We start from the raw sequence: 16,524 nt of genomic DNA, 5'->3' as shown, positions 1-16,524 counted from the left end.
CCATTTCGCCGTCACCCGCTAGGCCTTGTAGGTGTACAGGTTGCCCGTGCTCGCGTCGATGTAGACCGAACCGACCACGGCAGTACCTGTCGGTGCGCCAGTCCCAGCGGTCACTGAGGTGCCGTCGGCGCCCTTGGGCCCGATCGGGCCGGTCTCCCCTCGCGGCCCCTGGGCCCCTTGCGCTCCCCTGGCACCGGTCTCGCCCTTATCGCCTTTGGGACCCTTCAGCGATCCGATGTTAGTCCACGCCATATCGCTCCCCCTTCACTAGGCACTCGTACCGTACTGGTAGACCTTAAAGCCGTCTGCCGTATCAATGTAGACGGCTCCCTCCTGCGACGCTGCCGTAGGAGCCCCTTGGCCGAACGTAATGCCTGGGCCAGCCGGCCCCTGTGCGCCCTTGGGGCCGGTGTCGCCCCTGTCACCCTTTTCGCCCGTGGCCCCCTTGTCGCCCTTGGGCCCCTTCATTTCGCCGAGGTCCGTCCACTGCGCATCACCGGTCGCGGCGGTTTTCACCCACATGTGGCCGTTGTCGCTCGTGACGTAGGTGTCGCCGATGTCGCCATCGGACGGCAGCGCGGACTCGCTGCTCACCGCGCCCTTGACCGTTATGGACGTGCCGTCGGCACCTTTGGGGCCAGTGTCGCCCGTTTCGCCTTTGGGCCCCTTGAGGCTCACGCCGTTGATGGCGGAACCGACTCGGGCGGTAGACCTGCCCGGATCCACCGCCGAAATGGGATAGACACTTCCCTTGGCATCGAGCACGAGGTCGCCGACCTGCACGCCGTCAGACGGGGAAAGCGCCGAGAATGCGACTTCGCCTTCCGACGGGATATTGACGCTCGCCACGCGGACGCTGCCGCCCTTGGGGCCGGCGTTGCCGGTCGCGCCCTTGTCGCCTTTGGGGCCCTTGAGCGTTCCAACTTGGTTCCATGCGTTAGCCATTTGTATCTCCAATCTCGCCGTAGCGATAATAGGTGCCCGTCTCACTGTCGAGATAGAGGTCCCCGACGCGACCACCTATGGCGGGGGTGCCGCCCCCGACATACCACTTCGTGCCGGGCTCGCCTACGGCCCTCAGCTGCTCTCGCACCCAATCTTCGACATCAGCCCAGGTCTTGACCTCGTCATCGGTGTAGATGTAGCCGTCCGGCTTGGCCCTCGGGCGCACCTTGAGCACGGCGCGCGCGTGCGTGTCGCGCCCATCGCTCGCCCAAACGGCCATGTCAACGCCCGCAGTAAGCAGAAGCGAGGGCACCACGGCCTCTCCGCCCACGACCGGGACGACCAATGCGCGTTCCGATCCGGCGACGGCGAAATGTGCCTCCGTCACCCCCTGCAACGCGATGTGAACGCGCCGACCCGTATCCCATTGGTAAAGGGGCGGGCCGATGAGTTCTATCTGCTTCATAGCAGTCTCCTATTTCCCCACCGCACCAGGCGATGCGCCATACGTGGCGCTGTAGCCCGACCCCGCGGCCTTTACGATCTTGCTGCTGATCTCGACCGAGACCGTCACGTTTGGCGAATAGTGCCTGGCCTCGACGATATCGCCGAGGCCGAACTCGACGCCCTCGTTGACCGTCACGGTCACGCTGCCCTCGGACTGTTTGTCCTTGAGTCGGCTGAGTGCCTGATCGCGGAGATCGTCGCCCTCGGTGTTGTTGGCGTCGTAGTACTCCTCGAGCTCGAAGACGCCGGCCATCGCCTTCACGGTGCCTACGCCGCCTTCCCGGTCGGCGTAGACGTCCACGACATCTCTGGCCGCAAGTTCGCCCTTGCCGGCCGCCTTGAGGTGATTGGTGACGAGCAGGTCGCTCTTGAGGTCGAAGTTAACGAGATCGGAGTCGACCCTGCCGCGCCAGTCTGTCACCTTCACCGCCTGGAGCCTGCACGATCCGCCCACCCACCTCGCATCGAGGCGAAGGCCTGCGGAGCGCATCGCCAGCCTAAGGTTGGTCCAAGCGTCGGGTGCGTCCCTGTTGCATCGGTAGCTTACGCTCACCCCGGCGTCGGCATCGGGAACTGTGAAGAGGGAGCCGATGTCGAGCCGTTTAACCGCGGAGCGCAGCACGGCGTTTGCGTCCCCAGAGAGGACAAGGTAGTCCTGGCCCGGATCGGGCCATAGAAGGCGCTTCTCGAGCACTCCAGTCCAGGTCGACCCGGTCCAGTGCAGCTCGGACGAAGTGCGGCCAGTCTTGAGCTCAAAGCCCTCGACGCGCCCGCCGATCTCCAGGCCGTCGGCGAAAACACGCCAAGCGGCCTCCGGCAACGGTACGGACGAGTCGCGCACCACGAGATCGAACGAGTTGTCGACGCCGTCGCCCCAGCCCGAGTCCATATCCAGCTCGAAGTTCGAAATCGGGAAAAGCGTCCTGCCGGCGCTGTCGGAGACTATGAGCTCCAAGGCGGCTCCCCCTCCTCAAGATAATGGGTCATGGTGAAGCCGAACGAGCCGTCCCACGAGACAGAGGACGTGCCCGGCCGCAGCTGCTCGAAGCAGTAGGAGCCGCTTCCCGCGCCCTCTCCGCGCATGCCGTCGGCGAAGCGGTCCTCGGTCTCACCGTACATGCCGACGAGCTTGATCGTCTTGGGGAAGCTCGAGCCGTCGATGATAAGCCTGGAGCCGCCAGGCACTTCAACGTCCGCGGAGTAGACGTTGATGAAGTCCCCCTGCGTCACGGTGATGCGCGGTGACGACGCGGGACCGAAGATCGTGAGCTTAAGGTCGGCAGGCACCAGCCCATCGACGGTGACCGACCGGCTTGCGATCGATCCGCCGTAGTCGAACTCGAAGTCATGGGGGAAGTCCAGGCCGGTCTGGTCCTCGTCCTCCCGGGCGTAGAACTCCTGGGCGACCTCGCGCCGCCAGGATCCGTCGAGCAGCAGCACGGTAAGCGTAGCGGCGATGCCCCGCCTGCCATAAATCTGCGAGGTCTCGGACTTAGCGATATAGGCGCGCTGGTACCAAACACCGTCGACAACGAGGCGACCGGGCTCGCCGACGGAGATATCCCTGTCCGCGAGCCGCCTGAGCCTGTCGGCAGCCGCCGAGGACGCCACGGCATCGACCGTCGCCTCCCTCGCGTCTCGCGAGATGCCGTAGGCGCCGCGCCACGAGAGGTCGTAGCTCCACTCGCGCGAGCGCACGCCCGCAGCGGTGCCGACGAAGACGCCGTTGCCATCGAGGTCGACGCTCTCGCCCGATGACGACACGTAGTGCATTCTATGCATGTGCCACCGCCCTGATGTGTCTGTCGAGGTCGCGCTCGAGCGTGACCGGCGTGTACTCCCGGATGATTGTCGGAAGGTTTCGGTCGAGCCACGCGATGACCGCAGCGCCGTCCGAGCCGCCGCCGACATCCATCGTCTGGGCGACCCCCCTGCCGATCCCGCCCAGCACCTTAGGGCTCAGCGGGATGGCCGCCTCGTCGTATCGCCGGTTGTCGCCGATTCCGATGACGCGCGGGCTGTTCGGTCCGAAGACCGCGCCGCCGGCGTACCAGTTAACGTTGACCGACGGGACCGAACCCGTCTGTGCGTCGAACTTGCCGCTCATCGAGAAGTGCGGCAGCGGTCCCACGTTGATGCGCGGAAGCGTGAGCCGCATCGATCCGACCTCGGCCGACATCTGCCGGCAGGCCCCCATGATCGCAGAGCGGGCGGCACTTGCCGCATCCCTGGCGGAAGCCGAGAAGCGATTGAAGGACGCGCCCGAACGGACGCCGAACGAGACTGCGGACGCCGACGCCGACGCCATGCTCGCCGCGACCATGGAGGCCACTGCTGCCACGGAGACGGAAAGCAGCAGGGCCGACGCCGAAGCCGCCCCGCAGGAGGCGGAGAAAGATGCCAGAGACGGCGGCGCGGCGGCAAGGGCGGGAGCGGCGACCGCCGCCGCAGCGGCAAGCGCACCAAGGCCGGCTGCGGCACCGGGGGCGCCGGAGGATATCTTGGGAATCGCCTTCCCCATGGTTCCGAGCCCGTCAGCCGAGGTCGAAATGGAAACGGCTGCGCCCGCCATGGCGACGTCGAGCGCAGCCATTCCAAGAGCGAGGGCGGCGGTCGCAAGCGATGCAGCCGTGGCGCCGACGGCGAGCACCGCCAGACCCGCGCCCGCGACGAGCGAGCCCACGCCGAGCACGATGAGGCCGGCGCCGCCGACCATGGCGGCGGCGCCCAGGGCCGTGGCGGCGACCGCGAGCGGCATGGCGAGCACGGAGCAGGTCGACAGGCCAGCGCCCGCCAAGAGACCGCCAGCTCCCATGACAATAAGGCCGACGCCCGCGACGATGGCGGCCATGCCGAGGGCCGCGGAGGCGACCGCACATGCCGCTGCCCCGGCGGCGAGCGCCAGCAGCCCTCCCGACGCCGTGAGGGCACCGGGGGCCAGCACGAACAGGGAGGCTCCGAGCGCGACCATGCCGACGGCGGCCTCGGGGCCGCAGGCGGCGATGGTCGGCAGCGCGAGTGACATAATCGCGAGGCCGGTGGCTGCGAGCAGGATGCCCACGCCGGCGAGCGCGACGGCGGCGCCGAAGGCGACCATGCCGACGGAGCCGGCAGTCAGGGCGGGCCCGAGCGCGGCGGCGCCAAGCGCCAGCCCAGCGATGACCGCCACCATTGCTGCCATGCCGATTGCGGCCTGAGGCCCCGCCTCGCCGAGCTTTATCGCGGACAGGGCGAGAAGGCCGATGCCGCCGCACGCCAGCAGAACGCCGGCTCCAACCATGAGGACGGCCGCGCCGAACGAAGTCATCTTACCGGCCGCCGCGCCCGCGGCCGTGCCGGCTGCGGTCTCGCCCGCCGCCGTTGTGGCAAGCCCGGCGCCGGCGGCGGGTGCGGATGCCCCGAGGGACAGCAGGGCGCCGCCGATGAACTTCAGGAGCGAGCCCACAGGGCCGCCGGCGACTTTCATGACGAGGAAGGCGCCGCCGACGGCCTTGACGACCGGGGCAGTCTCCTCGGAATGCTCGGAGACCCACTGGAACGCGTCGCCCACCGAGCGGATGACCGGCTCGGCGGCCTCGAAGGCGTCGTCGAGGGCGTTTGCGGCATCTGCCGCGCCCTCGGCGGGACTCGACCACCCGGTGATCTGCGATACGGTCGACCATACGGCGTCGCCCATGGAGGACGCCGTGTAACCGAGCGCGTCAAGTGTTCCCGCGAAAGATGAAGCCGCCTCGTTGTTGAGAAGCGTCTCGCAGAAAGCGGAGGTCATCGCCGCCGCACCGGTAAATGCGTCCCCTGCGACGGAGACCCCGCCCGCGATCACATCAGAAAACACGGCAGCGAACGACGACGCCGCGTCCCGGATGCTCGGGTCGGCCATCGCGTCGGTGACGGCTCCGAACGCGCCGTTCACCGTGCCCTTTACGCCGTCGATGACGCCGACGATGTTGGACGAGCCGATGGCGCCGATGATCTTGGCGACGCCCTTGGGGAAGGCGTTGCACATGTTGGAGAACGACGTCTTGATGCCGCCCGTCGCGGCCTTTGCCTGCTCGGAGAAGCTCGTGATGCCGTCCGCGCCGTTCTTGTCGAGGTCGACCACGGCGTCGGCGAAGTCCGAGACCGTGACCCTGCCGTCCTTCATGGCCTGGTATAGGTCGGACGCCGATGCGCTCTGCCCGAGCATGGACTTCGCGACCTGGTCGAGCTGGCCCGGCATCGCCTGTTGGATGCTCATCCAGGCGTCCATCTCCATCTTGTTGGTGGAGACGGCCTTGGTGAGCTGCGTCATGGCGTTGGACTGGATGTCCTCGGACGCGCCGCCGGCGAGGACGGCATCGTTGAATGCGAGGTAGCGGTCGGTCGCCTGGTCGATCGACTTGGACGAAGGAGCGAGCTGCTGCACGCCCGTCGCGGCCGCGTCGAGCCTCGTGGGGAGTTCCGACAGCCTGTCGGACAGGGTGTCGATGCTCCTCTGCGACTCGTCGGCCCCGTAGCCGAGCGACTGGAGCACCTTGGGGAAGTTGTTGAGCGTGTCGACGCGCGCGACCGCGGCGTCCACGCTCGAGGACACCGTCGAGACGACCCTCTGCACCACGCCGGCAACGGCGCCGGTGATGACCGCGGCCTTTGCCGAGAAGCCCGAGGCGACCTTGCTCGCCATGTTCCCGCCCGCCGTGGTTCCGGTCGAGCCGAACACGGAGTTGACGGAGGAGAGCCCGTCCCCGACGGCGCACAGCAGGCCGCCGGAAAAGGCGGCGGCCTTCCCAAGCACGCCACCAGAAAAAGCAGCGCCCGAGGCCCTGCCCGAGCGCGAGAACGCCCCGGTGGCCCCCGATAGGGACCCGGTCAGTTTCGCCACGAACCCCGAGCCGGCGGTTTTACCCGCCGCGCCGCAAAACGCCTTGCCGAACTTAGAGCCCGTCGATGCGCCGGATCCGGACAGCGAGCTGTCGACCTTCGAGGCGAAGCCGTCCATGGACGGCATTACCTTCACGCTAACAGATCCTACGTTTGCCGCCACATTGCCTCCCTACTCATCGACGCCGAGCGCCGCCGCTATCTCTTCCCTCGCCGCCAGCGCCGAGTCCCTACGGCGCTCGTTTCTGGCGCGTTCGCCCGGCGATATGATCCGCTGCGGGGCATTGACACGCTTCCTGGCATCCTCGGTGAACCCGTAGTGGAAGCACCTGAGCTCATGCTCGATCATGTCGAGCAGGCGCGTCTTGTCGTCCCACAGGTTGTCGGGCTCCAGCCGCACGGAGACCCGCGAGCGCGCCGGCAGCTGGGAGTAGAGGACCTGCCAGCGGCAAAGGTCCTCGTCCGTCGCCCCGTCGAACCCGCCGCCGAGGGGAAGGTCGATGCCGTACGTCTGCCGGAAGTCGGCGACGACCTCTCCCCTCATGCAGGTCCAGGCGGCGGCGAAGCTGGCTAGTTTTTTGCAGCCGCCTCCATGGCGGCCTGGAAGAACGCGCCCCAGCGCTCCGCCGAGCAGTCCTGCCCGTCTTCGCCGAGCTCGTCCATGTACTCGACGGTCTTACCGTCGAAGATCTCGTCCATCGCATCCCACACCTCGTGCATCTTCTCGGGGATGCCGTCGTAGGCCATGGCGCGCTGCACCTTCATGGACTGGATGGCCTTCTTGTTGATCTGATACTTCTTGCCGTCGAACTCGAACACGAGCGCGCCCTCGGGGCGCTTGGCCGCCATTAGGCCGCCGCCGTCTCGGTCGACTCGATGTAGTCGTAGCAGGTATTGCCGTTCTCGTCGGTGAGGTACTTCATCGTCAGGGCGCGCTGGCAGAGCTCGGAGCTGGAGATGGTGAGGTCGTCGAGCTCGGAGGACTGGCCGCGCGGCACGACCTTGGTCCACTTGCGGCCGTTCTTCAGGAGGAGGAGCAGCACGTAGGCGAAGGTCGGGTGGGAGTCGGAGTTGTGCTTGACGGTGATCAGGCCGCCCTTGTCGGTGACGTTGTCCTCGCCGTACTGGCGCTTGAGCGTCTCCGCCTTGATCTCGGCGAGCGTGAGCTGTGCGGACTCCACTCGGTTGGAATTGCTGGAGTCCATGAGGTCGCCGTTCATGTCGACCGTGTCGTTGGAGTCCTCGGAGACGGACTCGACGTAGCCGTCCTCGGAGACAAAGCCGAGGCACTTGAATGCGGGATCGAGCTCGCTCTTGTTCTTGATGACCTTGACCGGCAGGGTGGTGCCGACGGGGGCCGAGAAGATGTAGCCGCCCTTCACGCCCTTTCCGGCGCTGACGTTGTTGGAGTTGTTCGCGTTGCTGACTTCGGCCATTCGCGCGTTCCTTTCTACTACTCGCAGACCCAGAGCTGGACCTGCACCACGTACCTCGCCCTGCGCGTGTCAGGGTCGGGCATCTTGTATTGGTTCGTGACCTCCGGGTGGAAGACGTTGGGAAGCTCGTCCTCAAGGGACGGGACGGCCGCCTTCACCTTCTCGGCGAGGGCTTTCGCCGGCTTCCTGCCGCCCTTGCCCTCGGTTCCCCAGCAGTCGATATCGAGTTGGACCGGCTCCAGGAAGCCGCCGCCCCCTCCGACCTGCTCGACGGTGACGTACGGCTCCGGGTGCCCGGCGACCGGCTCGAGCGTCGCGTCCGAATCGGTGAGCTCGCACAGGCAGCGCGCGACTTCGGCCTCAATATCCATGTGGTCATCCCTTCGAAGACAGGGCCGCCTTGGTCAGCAGCTTGTGCTTGGCCTGCGCGCGTTTTGCGTGACTCGTGTTCGCGCGGACCGAAAAGCCCTTCGCGAGCTTGCCCTGGCACTTCCTGACGGTGAATGCCGGGACGTCGTGGCCGTCCGGCGCGAGCATCGACGTCGCGCGGGCGGCGATGCCCTCGGCCTTGCCCCTGAGCATCCCCTGGAGCGCGGCGTTGCCGTCCATCGCCTCGGCGTAGCCGCCGCGATTCCATTTGAACTTCCCCCAGATGTACTCTCTAGCCATCGGCTGCCTCCAGCTCGACCGGGTAGCACCAGCGTCCCGGGCACGTCTCGGGGGCGTAGGGCCTCGGGTCGCCCACGACGCGCAGCTCCTCACCGCGCACGCGAACCGAGCAGCCCTTGAGGCGGATGCCGGCCATGTCCCTCGGGAGGTGCACCGTGTATGCCACGGTGGCGCCCTCCGACCGCGAGGCGTCGAGGTCCGCGGTGGCGCCGGGCGCCACGACGGCGTCGACGTCGCGCTCGGCGACCGCCTCGGAGACGGGCTCGTGAAGGTCGTCGTACACCGTCTTGCGGGAGATGACCGTGACCGTCTCGGTCGGTATCCCAGCCATCGGCATCACGCCTCCTCCCAGCGGTCAGCGGCGGTCATGGGCTGGATACTGCGCACGCGGCACCCGGCCAGACCGAGCCGCTTGAGGTCGGAGCGCCCCAGGTAGAGGTCTCCGGTCGGGTTGGCGAACGTGACGCTCGACGAGTACGGGCCGGTCGTCTGCGACTGCTGGGTGATGCCGGCCATGGCGCCGGGCGCGTTGACCGCCCGGGCGACCATGGCCACGCAGACGGACTTCACGTTCTCATCGAACGTGGGATTCGAGCCGGCGAGGTACTGGACACCCATACGGCGCCGATATGCCCCGCGCAGGTACGCCGAGGCATCCTCGAGCAGCGCGGCAACCCTGGCCTCGTCCTCGGCGGCACCGCAGCGCGCCTCGTAGTCGGCAACTGTGGCGAAGGCGCCCACTAGAGCGTCTCCAGGATGGCGATGAGCTCCGCCTTGGTCGCCTTGCGCGGGGCGAAGCCGTTGGCGGTCTCGATGGCATCGCGCAGCTGTTGCACGGTCATCTCGGGTGAAGGCTTCTCGTGCACGGGCTGCTCGGGTTCGTCGTCCACGACGTCCTCGTCCTCGGCGGGCTCCGCAGCGGCCTCCGTCTCGGCGGGCGGGAGGTCGACATGGCCGCCGGCGGACAGTTCCGCGAAGCGCTCGTCGGTCAGCTCGACCTCCTCCCCCACGAGATGCACCGCGAGGGTCTCGCGGTCACGGTACGGGTAGGTGACCAAAGCGATCATGGATGCTCCTTAGGTTTCCTAGGCGGTCGGGGCGATGGTGCCCTTGACCACGAAGTCGATGTACTCGGCGAAGAACACGAGGCCGACGTAGGCCACGGTGTCGTAGGTCAGGCTCTTGAGCTCGGGCGAGTGGGACACGGCAATGTAGCCGCTCTCGTCGGAGTAGAAGCCGAACAGGTCGTCGCCGTCGGTCGGTGCGACGTAGACCTTGATGTTGTCCTTGACGGTGGCGTAGATCGTGCCGGCGGTCACGGAGCCGGTGGACACGAGCGTGCCCAGGCCCGCCCAGTTCTCGATGTAGGAGATGCCGAAGGCGCTGAAGACCTCGGACTCGCCGATCTGCTTGGCGAAGTCGACCGGGTTGGCGAAGTAGACGGTCTCGCCGCTGCCGAAGCCGTACTCCTCGGTGAGGTTGGACAGGGCGGCCCAGGCGTTCGCGGCGGTGGCCACGAGGCTCTTGCCGGTCGCGGCCGTGGTGCCCTCGGCGCCGAGCGCGGCGACGAAGTCCTTCTTGATGTTGCGCTGCATGTCGGAGATCATCGCGGCGTCGGTCTTGTCGACGGCGCCGTCGTAGCCGCGCTTCTTGACCTCCTGGAGCGTGGTCTGCTTGCGGTAGGGCTTGAGCGTCACCTCGAAGGTCGTGACGTCCTCGTAGGTGTAGCTGGAAAGCGGGATGTCCTGGCCGGCGGTGTACGCGACCTCGGAGAGCTTGCCGGTGATCTTCTTCTGGTGCAGGGTCTCGCCGACGGCAGCGTGGATGGGCGCGCAGGTGGACAGCATCGCCGTGAGCTTCTCCAGCGACTTGGTGAAGGTGTTCACGAGGTCGACGTTGCGCGCGGCTGCGAGGGTCTTGATATCGGGCATTGGGGCCCCTTTCTCCCCTTACTTGAAGAGGTCGATGTTGGCGGCGATGGCCGCCATGCGTTCCTTCTTGTCCTCGATTCCGAGGATGTCCTTCTTGGAGGGCTTGCCCGGCTTGGGCTTGCCGCCGGCCTCGGGCGCCTTCGGCGCGCCGCCGGCCGGTTTCGTGATGGCCGCCACGGCATTGGCCTGCTCGGTGAGGGCGTCCTCGTCCTCGCCGTTGAGCGTCGCCACGATGGAGCGGTCGAGTCCGGTGGCCTTGGCCACGGAGTCGACGAGCGCGGAGCGGGCGGCGCTCGCCTTGAGGGCGGCGTTCTCGCTCTCGAGCGAGCTCAGGCGCTCCTCCACGGTCGGATCCGTCTTGGGCGTTGCGGCCTTGAGCTCGTCGAGCTCCTTAAGGTTCGCCTTCGAGCGGCTCTCCCACTTGCGCGACTCCTTCAGCGCGTTCTCGTAGAGCGCCTTGTAGTCGGGCGCCGGATCGGTCTCTCCGCCCTGTGCAGGGTCAATCGGATCGGTCTCGGCGGGCGTGGTCTCCTTGGCCATGCTCCCTCCATTTCCGCCCCGTGCGGGGCGCTTTTCGGCATGAAAAAGGCCACCCGTGCGGATGGCCTGGTTCAACGTTTTGGCCGGGGCGGCGGGACTCGAACCCGCACGGGCGATGCCCACGTGCTCCTGAGGCACGCGCGTCTGCCATTCCGCCACGCCCCGATGGCACCTGGCCGAGGAATCGAACCCCGGTAAGCGGTTTTGGAGACCGCCGCACTGCCATTGTGCTAGCCAGGTGTGTATAATCTGATTTGAAAAGCCCTGGGCGTGCTGGATAGCTAACCTGGGGCTTATTTCTTTATGTCGTCTATGGCCCCGCCCTTGGTCAACAAGATAACGTGGTCGATGTCATGCCTCGACATCTCAAGCCGCACGCGCTTCAGCGCGTCCTCTCTTGTCACAGGGACCTCCTCGCAGTTAAGCACGACGATAGAAGGCTTTACCGGCCCACCTTCCGCCTTTTCGAACTGCCGCACTGCCTTTCTTATATTGCGCTCGATGAACCTAAGCCCGTTGACGCCAGACGCATCGCTTGTCGGGCTCTTCAGCTCGCATAGCTTGCCGTCGAGCAGCAGGTCGATATTGGAAAAGCCCTCCGGCGCGTCCTCCTTGCGGACGACGACCTCGTGACCGGCCGCCCGAAGCGCCTCGTGCGCCGCGAGATCGTAGGAGCCGCCGCGCTCGTGCGCGAAAGTCTCTTTCGGCTTCTTGTACACGATTGGAGGCCCAGGCGAACCGAGCACCGCACGCTTCGCCGCGTCCTTGTCGGCGCTCGTCAGACTTTCATCCTCATCGATGTTCTTGAACTGTGCCCACTGCTCGCGAAGCTCCTCGGGGCGCACGCCCTCCACGAGCTCCGCGTCCGGGTCGTCCTCGAAGCCGGGGACGACCTTGCAGTCGCAGTGCCGGTGGAAGTGTTTGAACTCGCCGGCGGATTTGCGCGTGTGGTAGACCGCGCCGCGACTCGCGAGCATGATGCAGAAGGTGCAGGTCTCGAAACCCGTCGGCACGCGCGCGAAGCGCACGCCGGCGCTCCTGTCGCGGCCCACGTTGGAGATGATCGTCTCATTCAGGCTGCGGAACGCGTCGTTCCTGGCGTACTCGCCGCACGCCTTGGCGAACGCCCCGTCGCCGCCCTTCACGAGCTTCTTCGCTTGGTAGCGCGCGACCTCGTCTACGGACTTCGGCCTGTAGGTCGTCACGGTGACGGCCTGCTGCAGCCTGGCGCCCTCGCGCTCGGCGAGGGCGTCGTACCACTGCGCCGCGAACTCCGCCGCCACGTCGTCGTAGCCCTGGATGAAGCCCTCCATGATGAGCTTCGCGGCCTCGCGCTTCTCGGCGACGGTCGCGTCCCCGTGGGCGCGGCACCAGGCGAGCACGGCGGCCTCCACGTCGGATGCCGCCCTGTCGCCTATCTTCGCCACGGCGCGGTTGTAGGCCGCGAACTCAGCTGCGCTAATCATCGGCGGGCGGCGCGGGCTCCGCCGCCTGGGTGACGCCCGCCATCAGGTCGAGCGCCGCCGAGCGCGTCACGTTGCGCCTGATCTCGGACGAGACGTTGCGCACCTCGTCGTCATCGAGGCCGTTGAGGCGCCAGAAGGTCGGCGTGCCGGCGAAGCCCTCGACCGCCGACGCGAGCTTGATGGAGCTGTCGGTCTGCTGGGCCAGCGTCGGCATGGCGGGGTTCAGGAAATGGACGGACACGCCGCAGGCGTCCTCGGCTTCGTCGTACGAGCACCCGAGCTCGGTGGCGAGCGCTGCGGTCGCGGCATTCGCCAGCGCCGCCTTGGCCTCGCGGATGAAGCTCTTGCACTTGAGGATGAGCGGCTCGTTCTCGGCGTAGATGGCCTCTGCGGAGCTTGGGTTATCGCTCATGATGCCGAACTGCCCCACGTGGATGCCGGTCGCGGCGCTCATGCGCTTGCACAGGTTGCCGAAGTGCTCGGTCATGGGCTGCATGCTCGGCTGCGTGAGCTGGCCGAACTGCGGAATCGTGCCGTCCTCGGTCTTAGTAACCTCGAAGATGGAGCCGATGAAGGCGCTCCATTTGGTCTTGTCGGCGAACGCGTCTCCGTCGGTGCCCAGCAGGTACTTCTGCGTGGACGCGGCGAACGCGGCGGCGATCTCCTCGTTGACGTTGGCGCGCATGGCGCAGTCGATGTTCCAGCGCACCTCGGAGTTGATCCTGGACACGCCGAACGGTCGGTCGTCGTCGGGGTTGTGAGGCATGACGAACATGGGCACGGCGCCCAGGCCGTGCTCCACGTACTCCGCCGCCCACTCGTTGCGGCGAACCTCGCGGATGCGCACCATGCGGTCCGGCAGCATCACGTTGACCCAGTCCGGGCGGTCCGTGGGCCGCCCGCGGTCCTTGGCGAAGGAGACGACGAACATGCCGGAGGACAGGCACTCGTGGACGTCGTCCCAGATGCCCGTGCACAGGGTCGGCGGGTACGCCGAGATGCGGGCGTGCCCGTCCTCGTCCGCCGTCACCACGAGCATGGAGAAGCAGTACTTGAGTGCGGAGTTGACGGCCTTGCCGACGCGCGTGGCCATCTTGTTGCGCTTGGCCACGGAGGTGAGCAGGCCGTCGAAGTCCTCATCGTCGGGGCACGTGAACCCGTCGAAGGCGATGTGGTCGCGCATGACCTCCACGCACTTGTATCCCCAGCCGCACGCGACCTCCAGGTCGCGCAGCGAGTCGGGCACGGCGATGCCGAGGTCCTTGAGCATGTTGCGCGCCTCGTAGTAGTCCGAGCGCAGGAGGTTGCCTCTGTAGTGCGTCTGCCAGCTGTTGAGTAGGCAGCGCACCGTCTCGCGGTCCTCCTCGAGCAGGCCGTCGGCGGACGCCACGGCGTAAGGTATCGAGATCAAGTGACCCTCGCCTTCATTCCGGGTTTTCTCTTCGATGTATTGAGCGCGAGCAACGCCAGCCCCGCGGCCTCGATGGGCGCGGCGTTGTCGCCGCCGAAGCCCCAGCCGCCGCCGGAGCCGATCTTGCGCTTGGGGGACGTCTCGGCCGACAGGTCGAGCGCCGGGCACGCAATATGCGTGACCGAGCCCGCCTTCGCGCCGGACGAGATGAGGCTTGCGGCAGTCACGGCCTGGTCGGTGCTCGGACGCAGGATGTAGTCCTTGGGCATGCCCATGCCCTCGAGCTTGTCGCACAGGGCGCCGGCGCCCGCCTTGCCGTCGATTGCGACGCAGGCGTACCTGCCCGCCCTCGCGGCGATCCAGTAGGCCAGCCAATCCGTGCTGGGCTCCGGGTCCTTGCAGAAGGGAAGCTCCACGTGCACAGTCACAGACCCGGACGGCCGCACGGCGCACGCCACGGCGACGGTCGAGCCGTCGGCGCTGAACCTCACGCCGGCGCAGATCCTGCAGCCGGCGGTAAGCTCTGGGCCGCTCCCCACGAGGCACTCGCCCCATGCGGCGGCGCCGATGACCGGCGGCTCCACCTGCTCCTCCGAGGGCAGCCAGTAGCCCAGGTACTCCTGGGCGGCGCCAAGCTCGTCCATGTCCTTCATTCCCGTGCGGATGGCGCGGATGTCGGCATGGTATCCGAGCGAGGGCATGACCTCCGGCCAGCGGCTCTCGTCCCAGATGTCGCCGACCTCCTCGACGCCGTACTCCAGCCAAAGCAGGTCGGACGCCTTCTCGCCGCCCTCCCACGCCTGCTGCCGGAGGTTCTTGAACACCTCGGCGGGGTTGCCGGCGCGGGTCGGCGTTCCGGCGTACACGATCATCAGGTTTTGCTTCGCGCCGGACGTCGTCGTCGGGTTGATAACCTGGGTGTGGATGCCCGTGAGCTCCTGGGCCTCGTCGTATATGACGATGTCAAAGGAGAAGCCCAGGCGCGAGGACTTGGTCCTCGTCGAGAACTGGATGACGCCGCCGGAGCTGAACCGCATCCACTCCTGGCCGGTCTGCGAGCAGACCTCGACCAGGAGCTTGCGCCAGCGCGGGATTCCCTCGGACGTGTCGCCGACACGGCGCCCGAAGATCTTGCGGAAGCGGCCGACCATCTCCATGGTCGTCGAGTAGTTGTGCTCGGTCCAGAGCACCTTGTAGCCGGCGAGCGCGGCCATGACCGCGACCCACACGATGATGTCGACGGACTTGCCTTGCTGTCGCGGGATGGAGATGCCGACGCGCGGGTGGACCCACTTGCCGCTCGCGTCCACGGCGCCGATGTCGTGGGCGAGCTGCTCCTGCCACGGCACGAGCTTGTATCCCATCGTCGGGGCGAGCTCGACCGCGAGGGAGCCGATGGACCTCTCGTAGGGCTGGACGAGGCGGAGCCTCGGCTTAGCCGAGGACGTCGCGCAGAACCGAGACGGCGTTGATGATGACATCGTCGCCACCGTCCTCCCCAGCCCCCTCTATTCGCTCGATCTGCTCGAGCGTCTCGCGGTACTCCTTGGCGAGCCGGGCCGCCTGGCTGGGCTCGGCGTCGTATAGCTGTCGCTCGATGATCTGCCGCACCCACCGGAGCCTCCCGAGCGTGTCCTGGCGGCCGTCCGGGCCGTCCGCGGGGGGCGCCGAGACGCCCGCGCCCACGGACTCCCCCGTGGACTCGCCGGTCGCGATCTCGCCGCTCTCCTTCATCCTCTTGATGAGGGCGCACACGCCCGAGCGCGACCGCTTGAGCTTCTTCGCGATAGCCGCAGGTCCGAGCGCCGGGTACGCGTTTCTGACGAACTCCCGCTCGTCCGCGGTCCAGGGCTTGCCCCTCGGCTTCGTGGACTTCGTGGACATTCCATGCACCTCCCGGTATGGACTCGGTTTCGGGGCCTGCGCAAAAAAGGCGCAATGCCGTGGGGCGAGCCCTCGGCCCCCGGGGAGGGGCCATCCCCCAGGGTCGGGTCACCACGGCAGCGAGGTCGCACAGCCGACGTCGCGGGAACGCGGCGATATCGAGCCGTTGAGCGCGGCGAGGCTCTTGTTGCCGCGCCGCTCGTTGCAGATCCGGTGGGCCGGCGCGACGTTCGCGCGGTCGATGGGCGAGCCGCCCTTGGACACGGGCACGATCTCGTCCACCTCGAAGCTCATCGGGTCGCCCGCGGGCAGGTCGTAGTCGATGGCCATGCCGCAGATGTGGCACGGCAGCCCCTGCGCCTTGAGCCAGGCGCGCACCTGCCGGCGGGCGTGGCCGTTGGCGTAGCGGGTCTTGGTGGCCACGCCTAGCGCTCCTCCGGGGAGCGCCCTCGGTTGGCCATGCATTCCTCGAGCCCCGCATAGCGCAGGCGCTCGACAGCCTTGCCCGCGCCGGAACCCTTGCGCTTGCCAGCACGCCGGGCGATGCCCAGGGCGCGGCGGAATGCCCATGCCATCACGGTGTCGTACCTGTTGGCGGCACGGACGATAGCCTCGCGTGTGACCACGGACCAACCTCATTACGTTGTCGTTCCATAGAAAGGCCGGGGTCCCTGAACTGCTGAAGGGAACCCCGGCCACTCATCTGTGCTTCCACGCACATCCGACCCGCACACCGCGCGGGCGGCGCTGCGAATCGACACCCTAGTTATATCCCAATCGCAACGCGCAACGGCACGCAATCGCACGCAATCGCACGCAATCATGCGCAATTGTCGGCAATCACATGCAATAGTTGGCAATCACACGTAATGACA

General features: G+C 67.2%; 22 protein-coding genes and 2 tRNA genes. All 24 read right to left on the bottom strand.

Annotation, left to right across the window (positions count from 1 at the left end; translation table 11 throughout):
- Window positions 1–18: 18 nt before the first annotated feature.
- Complete coding sequence (locus tag FGQ67_RS03060) at window positions 19–252, bottom strand: collagen-like triple helix repeat-containing protein (RefSeq protein ID WP_138339969.1); 234 nt, start codon at window positions 250–252, stop codon at window positions 19–21.
- Window positions 253–267: 15 nt separating this feature from the next.
- The gene (locus FGQ67_RS03055; protein WP_138339966.1) at window positions 268–945 is read right to left on the bottom strand and encodes a collagen-like domain-containing protein; all 678 of its coding nucleotides are present in this window, start codon (window positions 943–945) and stop codon (window positions 268–270) included.
- The gene (locus FGQ67_RS03050) at window positions 938–1,411 is read right to left on the bottom strand and encodes a hypothetical protein (RefSeq protein ID WP_171025165.1); all 474 of its coding nucleotides are present in this window, start codon (window positions 1,409–1,411) and stop codon (window positions 938–940) included. Before FGQ67_RS03050 ends, FGQ67_RS03055 begins: the two co-directional genes overlap by 8 nt.
- A gap of 9 nt (window positions 1,412–1,420) precedes the next feature.
- On the bottom strand, window positions 1,421–2,407 hold the full coding sequence (locus FGQ67_RS03045) for a hypothetical protein (RefSeq protein WP_138339964.1): 987 nt from the start codon (window positions 2,405–2,407) through the stop codon (window positions 1,421–1,423).
- Window positions 2,395–3,234 carry a hypothetical protein gene (locus FGQ67_RS03040; RefSeq protein WP_138339963.1) on the bottom strand — a complete coding sequence of 280 codons (840 nt, stop codon included), beginning with the start codon at window positions 3,232–3,234 and terminating at the stop codon, window positions 2,395–2,397. The genes FGQ67_RS03045 and FGQ67_RS03040 overlap by 13 nt, the downstream gene beginning before the upstream one ends.
- Window positions 3,227–6,430, bottom strand: coding sequence for a tape measure protein (locus tag FGQ67_RS03035; RefSeq protein ID WP_138339961.1), 3,204 nt, complete (start codon window positions 6,428–6,430; stop codon window positions 3,227–3,229). Before FGQ67_RS03035 ends, FGQ67_RS03040 begins: the two co-directional genes overlap by 8 nt.
- Before the next feature lie 54 nt (window positions 6,431–6,484).
- Window positions 6,485–6,856, bottom strand: coding sequence for a hypothetical protein (locus FGQ67_RS03030; protein WP_138339959.1), 372 nt, complete (start codon window positions 6,854–6,856; stop codon window positions 6,485–6,487).
- Between the two features lie 26 nt (window positions 6,857–6,882).
- Entirely contained in the window at window positions 6,883–7,161 is a 279-nt protein-coding gene (locus FGQ67_RS03025; RefSeq protein WP_138339958.1) for a hypothetical protein, read from the bottom strand.
- Window positions 7,161–7,748 (bottom strand): phage tail tube protein, encoded by a 588-nt coding sequence (locus tag FGQ67_RS03020; RefSeq protein WP_138339957.1) that lies wholly within the window; start codon window positions 7,746–7,748, stop codon window positions 7,161–7,163. Before FGQ67_RS03020 ends, FGQ67_RS03025 begins: the two co-directional genes overlap by 1 nt.
- Before the next feature lie 17 nt (window positions 7,749–7,765).
- The gene (gp17, locus tag FGQ67_RS10065) at window positions 7,766–8,119 is read right to left on the bottom strand and encodes a tail completion protein gp17 (protein ID WP_171025164.1); all 354 of its coding nucleotides are present in this window, start codon (window positions 8,117–8,119) and stop codon (window positions 7,766–7,768) included.
- A gap of 4 nt (window positions 8,120–8,123) precedes the next feature.
- Window positions 8,124–8,417: a hypothetical protein gene (locus FGQ67_RS03010; protein ID WP_138339953.1), complete on the bottom strand. Its 294-nt coding sequence runs from the start codon at window positions 8,415–8,417 to the stop codon at window positions 8,124–8,126.
- Window positions 8,410–8,754 (bottom strand): hypothetical protein, encoded by a 345-nt coding sequence (locus FGQ67_RS10060; RefSeq protein WP_171025163.1) that lies wholly within the window; start codon window positions 8,752–8,754, stop codon window positions 8,410–8,412. The genes FGQ67_RS03010 and FGQ67_RS10060 overlap by 8 nt, the downstream gene beginning before the upstream one ends.
- Window positions 8,754–9,158, bottom strand: a complete 405-nt coding sequence (locus FGQ67_RS03005) for a Gp19/Gp15/Gp42 family protein (protein WP_138339951.1) — start codon at window positions 9,156–9,158, stop codon at window positions 8,754–8,756. Before FGQ67_RS03005 ends, FGQ67_RS10060 begins: the two co-directional genes overlap by 1 nt.
- Window positions 9,158–9,484 (bottom strand): hypothetical protein, encoded by a 327-nt coding sequence (locus FGQ67_RS03000; protein WP_138339949.1) that lies wholly within the window; start codon window positions 9,482–9,484, stop codon window positions 9,158–9,160. The genes FGQ67_RS03005 and FGQ67_RS03000 overlap by 1 nt, the downstream gene beginning before the upstream one ends.
- A gap of 18 nt (window positions 9,485–9,502) precedes the next feature.
- Window positions 9,503–10,348, bottom strand: a complete 846-nt coding sequence (locus tag FGQ67_RS02995) for a hypothetical protein (RefSeq protein WP_138339947.1) — start codon at window positions 10,346–10,348, stop codon at window positions 9,503–9,505.
- Between the two features lie 18 nt (window positions 10,349–10,366).
- A complete protein-coding gene (locus FGQ67_RS02990; protein ID WP_138339945.1) occupies window positions 10,367–10,888 on the bottom strand; it encodes a hypothetical protein in 522 nt (173 codons plus the stop codon).
- A gap of 80 nt (window positions 10,889–10,968) precedes the next feature.
- A tRNA-Leu gene (locus FGQ67_RS02985) sits at window positions 10,969–11,053 on the bottom strand.
- Between the two features lies 1 nt (window position 11,054).
- A tRNA-Trp gene (locus FGQ67_RS02980) sits at window positions 11,055–11,128 on the bottom strand.
- A 53-nt stretch (window positions 11,129–11,181) separates the two neighbouring features.
- Window positions 11,182–12,354 carry a VG15 protein gene (locus FGQ67_RS02975; RefSeq protein ID WP_138339943.1) on the bottom strand — a complete coding sequence of 391 codons (1,173 nt, stop codon included), beginning with the start codon at window positions 12,352–12,354 and terminating at the stop codon, window positions 11,182–11,184.
- Window positions 12,347–13,765 carry a phage portal protein gene (locus tag FGQ67_RS02970; protein WP_171025162.1) on the bottom strand — a complete coding sequence of 473 codons (1,419 nt, stop codon included), beginning with the start codon at window positions 13,763–13,765 and terminating at the stop codon, window positions 12,347–12,349. Before FGQ67_RS02970 ends, FGQ67_RS02975 begins: the two co-directional genes overlap by 8 nt.
- The gene (locus FGQ67_RS10055) at window positions 13,762–15,246 is read right to left on the bottom strand and encodes a hypothetical protein (RefSeq protein WP_171025161.1); all 1,485 of its coding nucleotides are present in this window, start codon (window positions 15,244–15,246) and stop codon (window positions 13,762–13,764) included. The genes FGQ67_RS02970 and FGQ67_RS10055 overlap by 4 nt, the downstream gene beginning before the upstream one ends.
- Window positions 15,200–15,649: a hypothetical protein gene (locus FGQ67_RS02965; RefSeq protein ID WP_138339939.1), complete on the bottom strand. Its 450-nt coding sequence runs from the start codon at window positions 15,647–15,649 to the stop codon at window positions 15,200–15,202. The genes FGQ67_RS10055 and FGQ67_RS02965 overlap by 47 nt, the downstream gene beginning before the upstream one ends.
- Before the next feature lie 108 nt (window positions 15,650–15,757).
- Complete coding sequence (locus tag FGQ67_RS02960) at window positions 15,758–16,072, bottom strand: HNH endonuclease (protein WP_249934367.1); 315 nt, start codon at window positions 16,070–16,072, stop codon at window positions 15,758–15,760.
- Window positions 16,073–16,074: 2 nt separating this feature from the next.
- Window positions 16,075–16,275: a hypothetical protein gene (locus FGQ67_RS02955; protein ID WP_138339936.1), complete on the bottom strand. Its 201-nt coding sequence runs from the start codon at window positions 16,273–16,275 to the stop codon at window positions 16,075–16,077.
- Between the last annotated feature and the right edge of the window lie 249 nt (window positions 16,276–16,524).

The organism is Collinsella aerofaciens (assembly GCF_005845035.1).
GTDB classification, from domain to species: domain Bacteria; phylum Actinomycetota; class Coriobacteriia; order Coriobacteriales; family Coriobacteriaceae; genus Collinsella; species Collinsella aerofaciens_I.
This window is presented reverse-complemented; position numbering and strand designations above follow the sequence as displayed.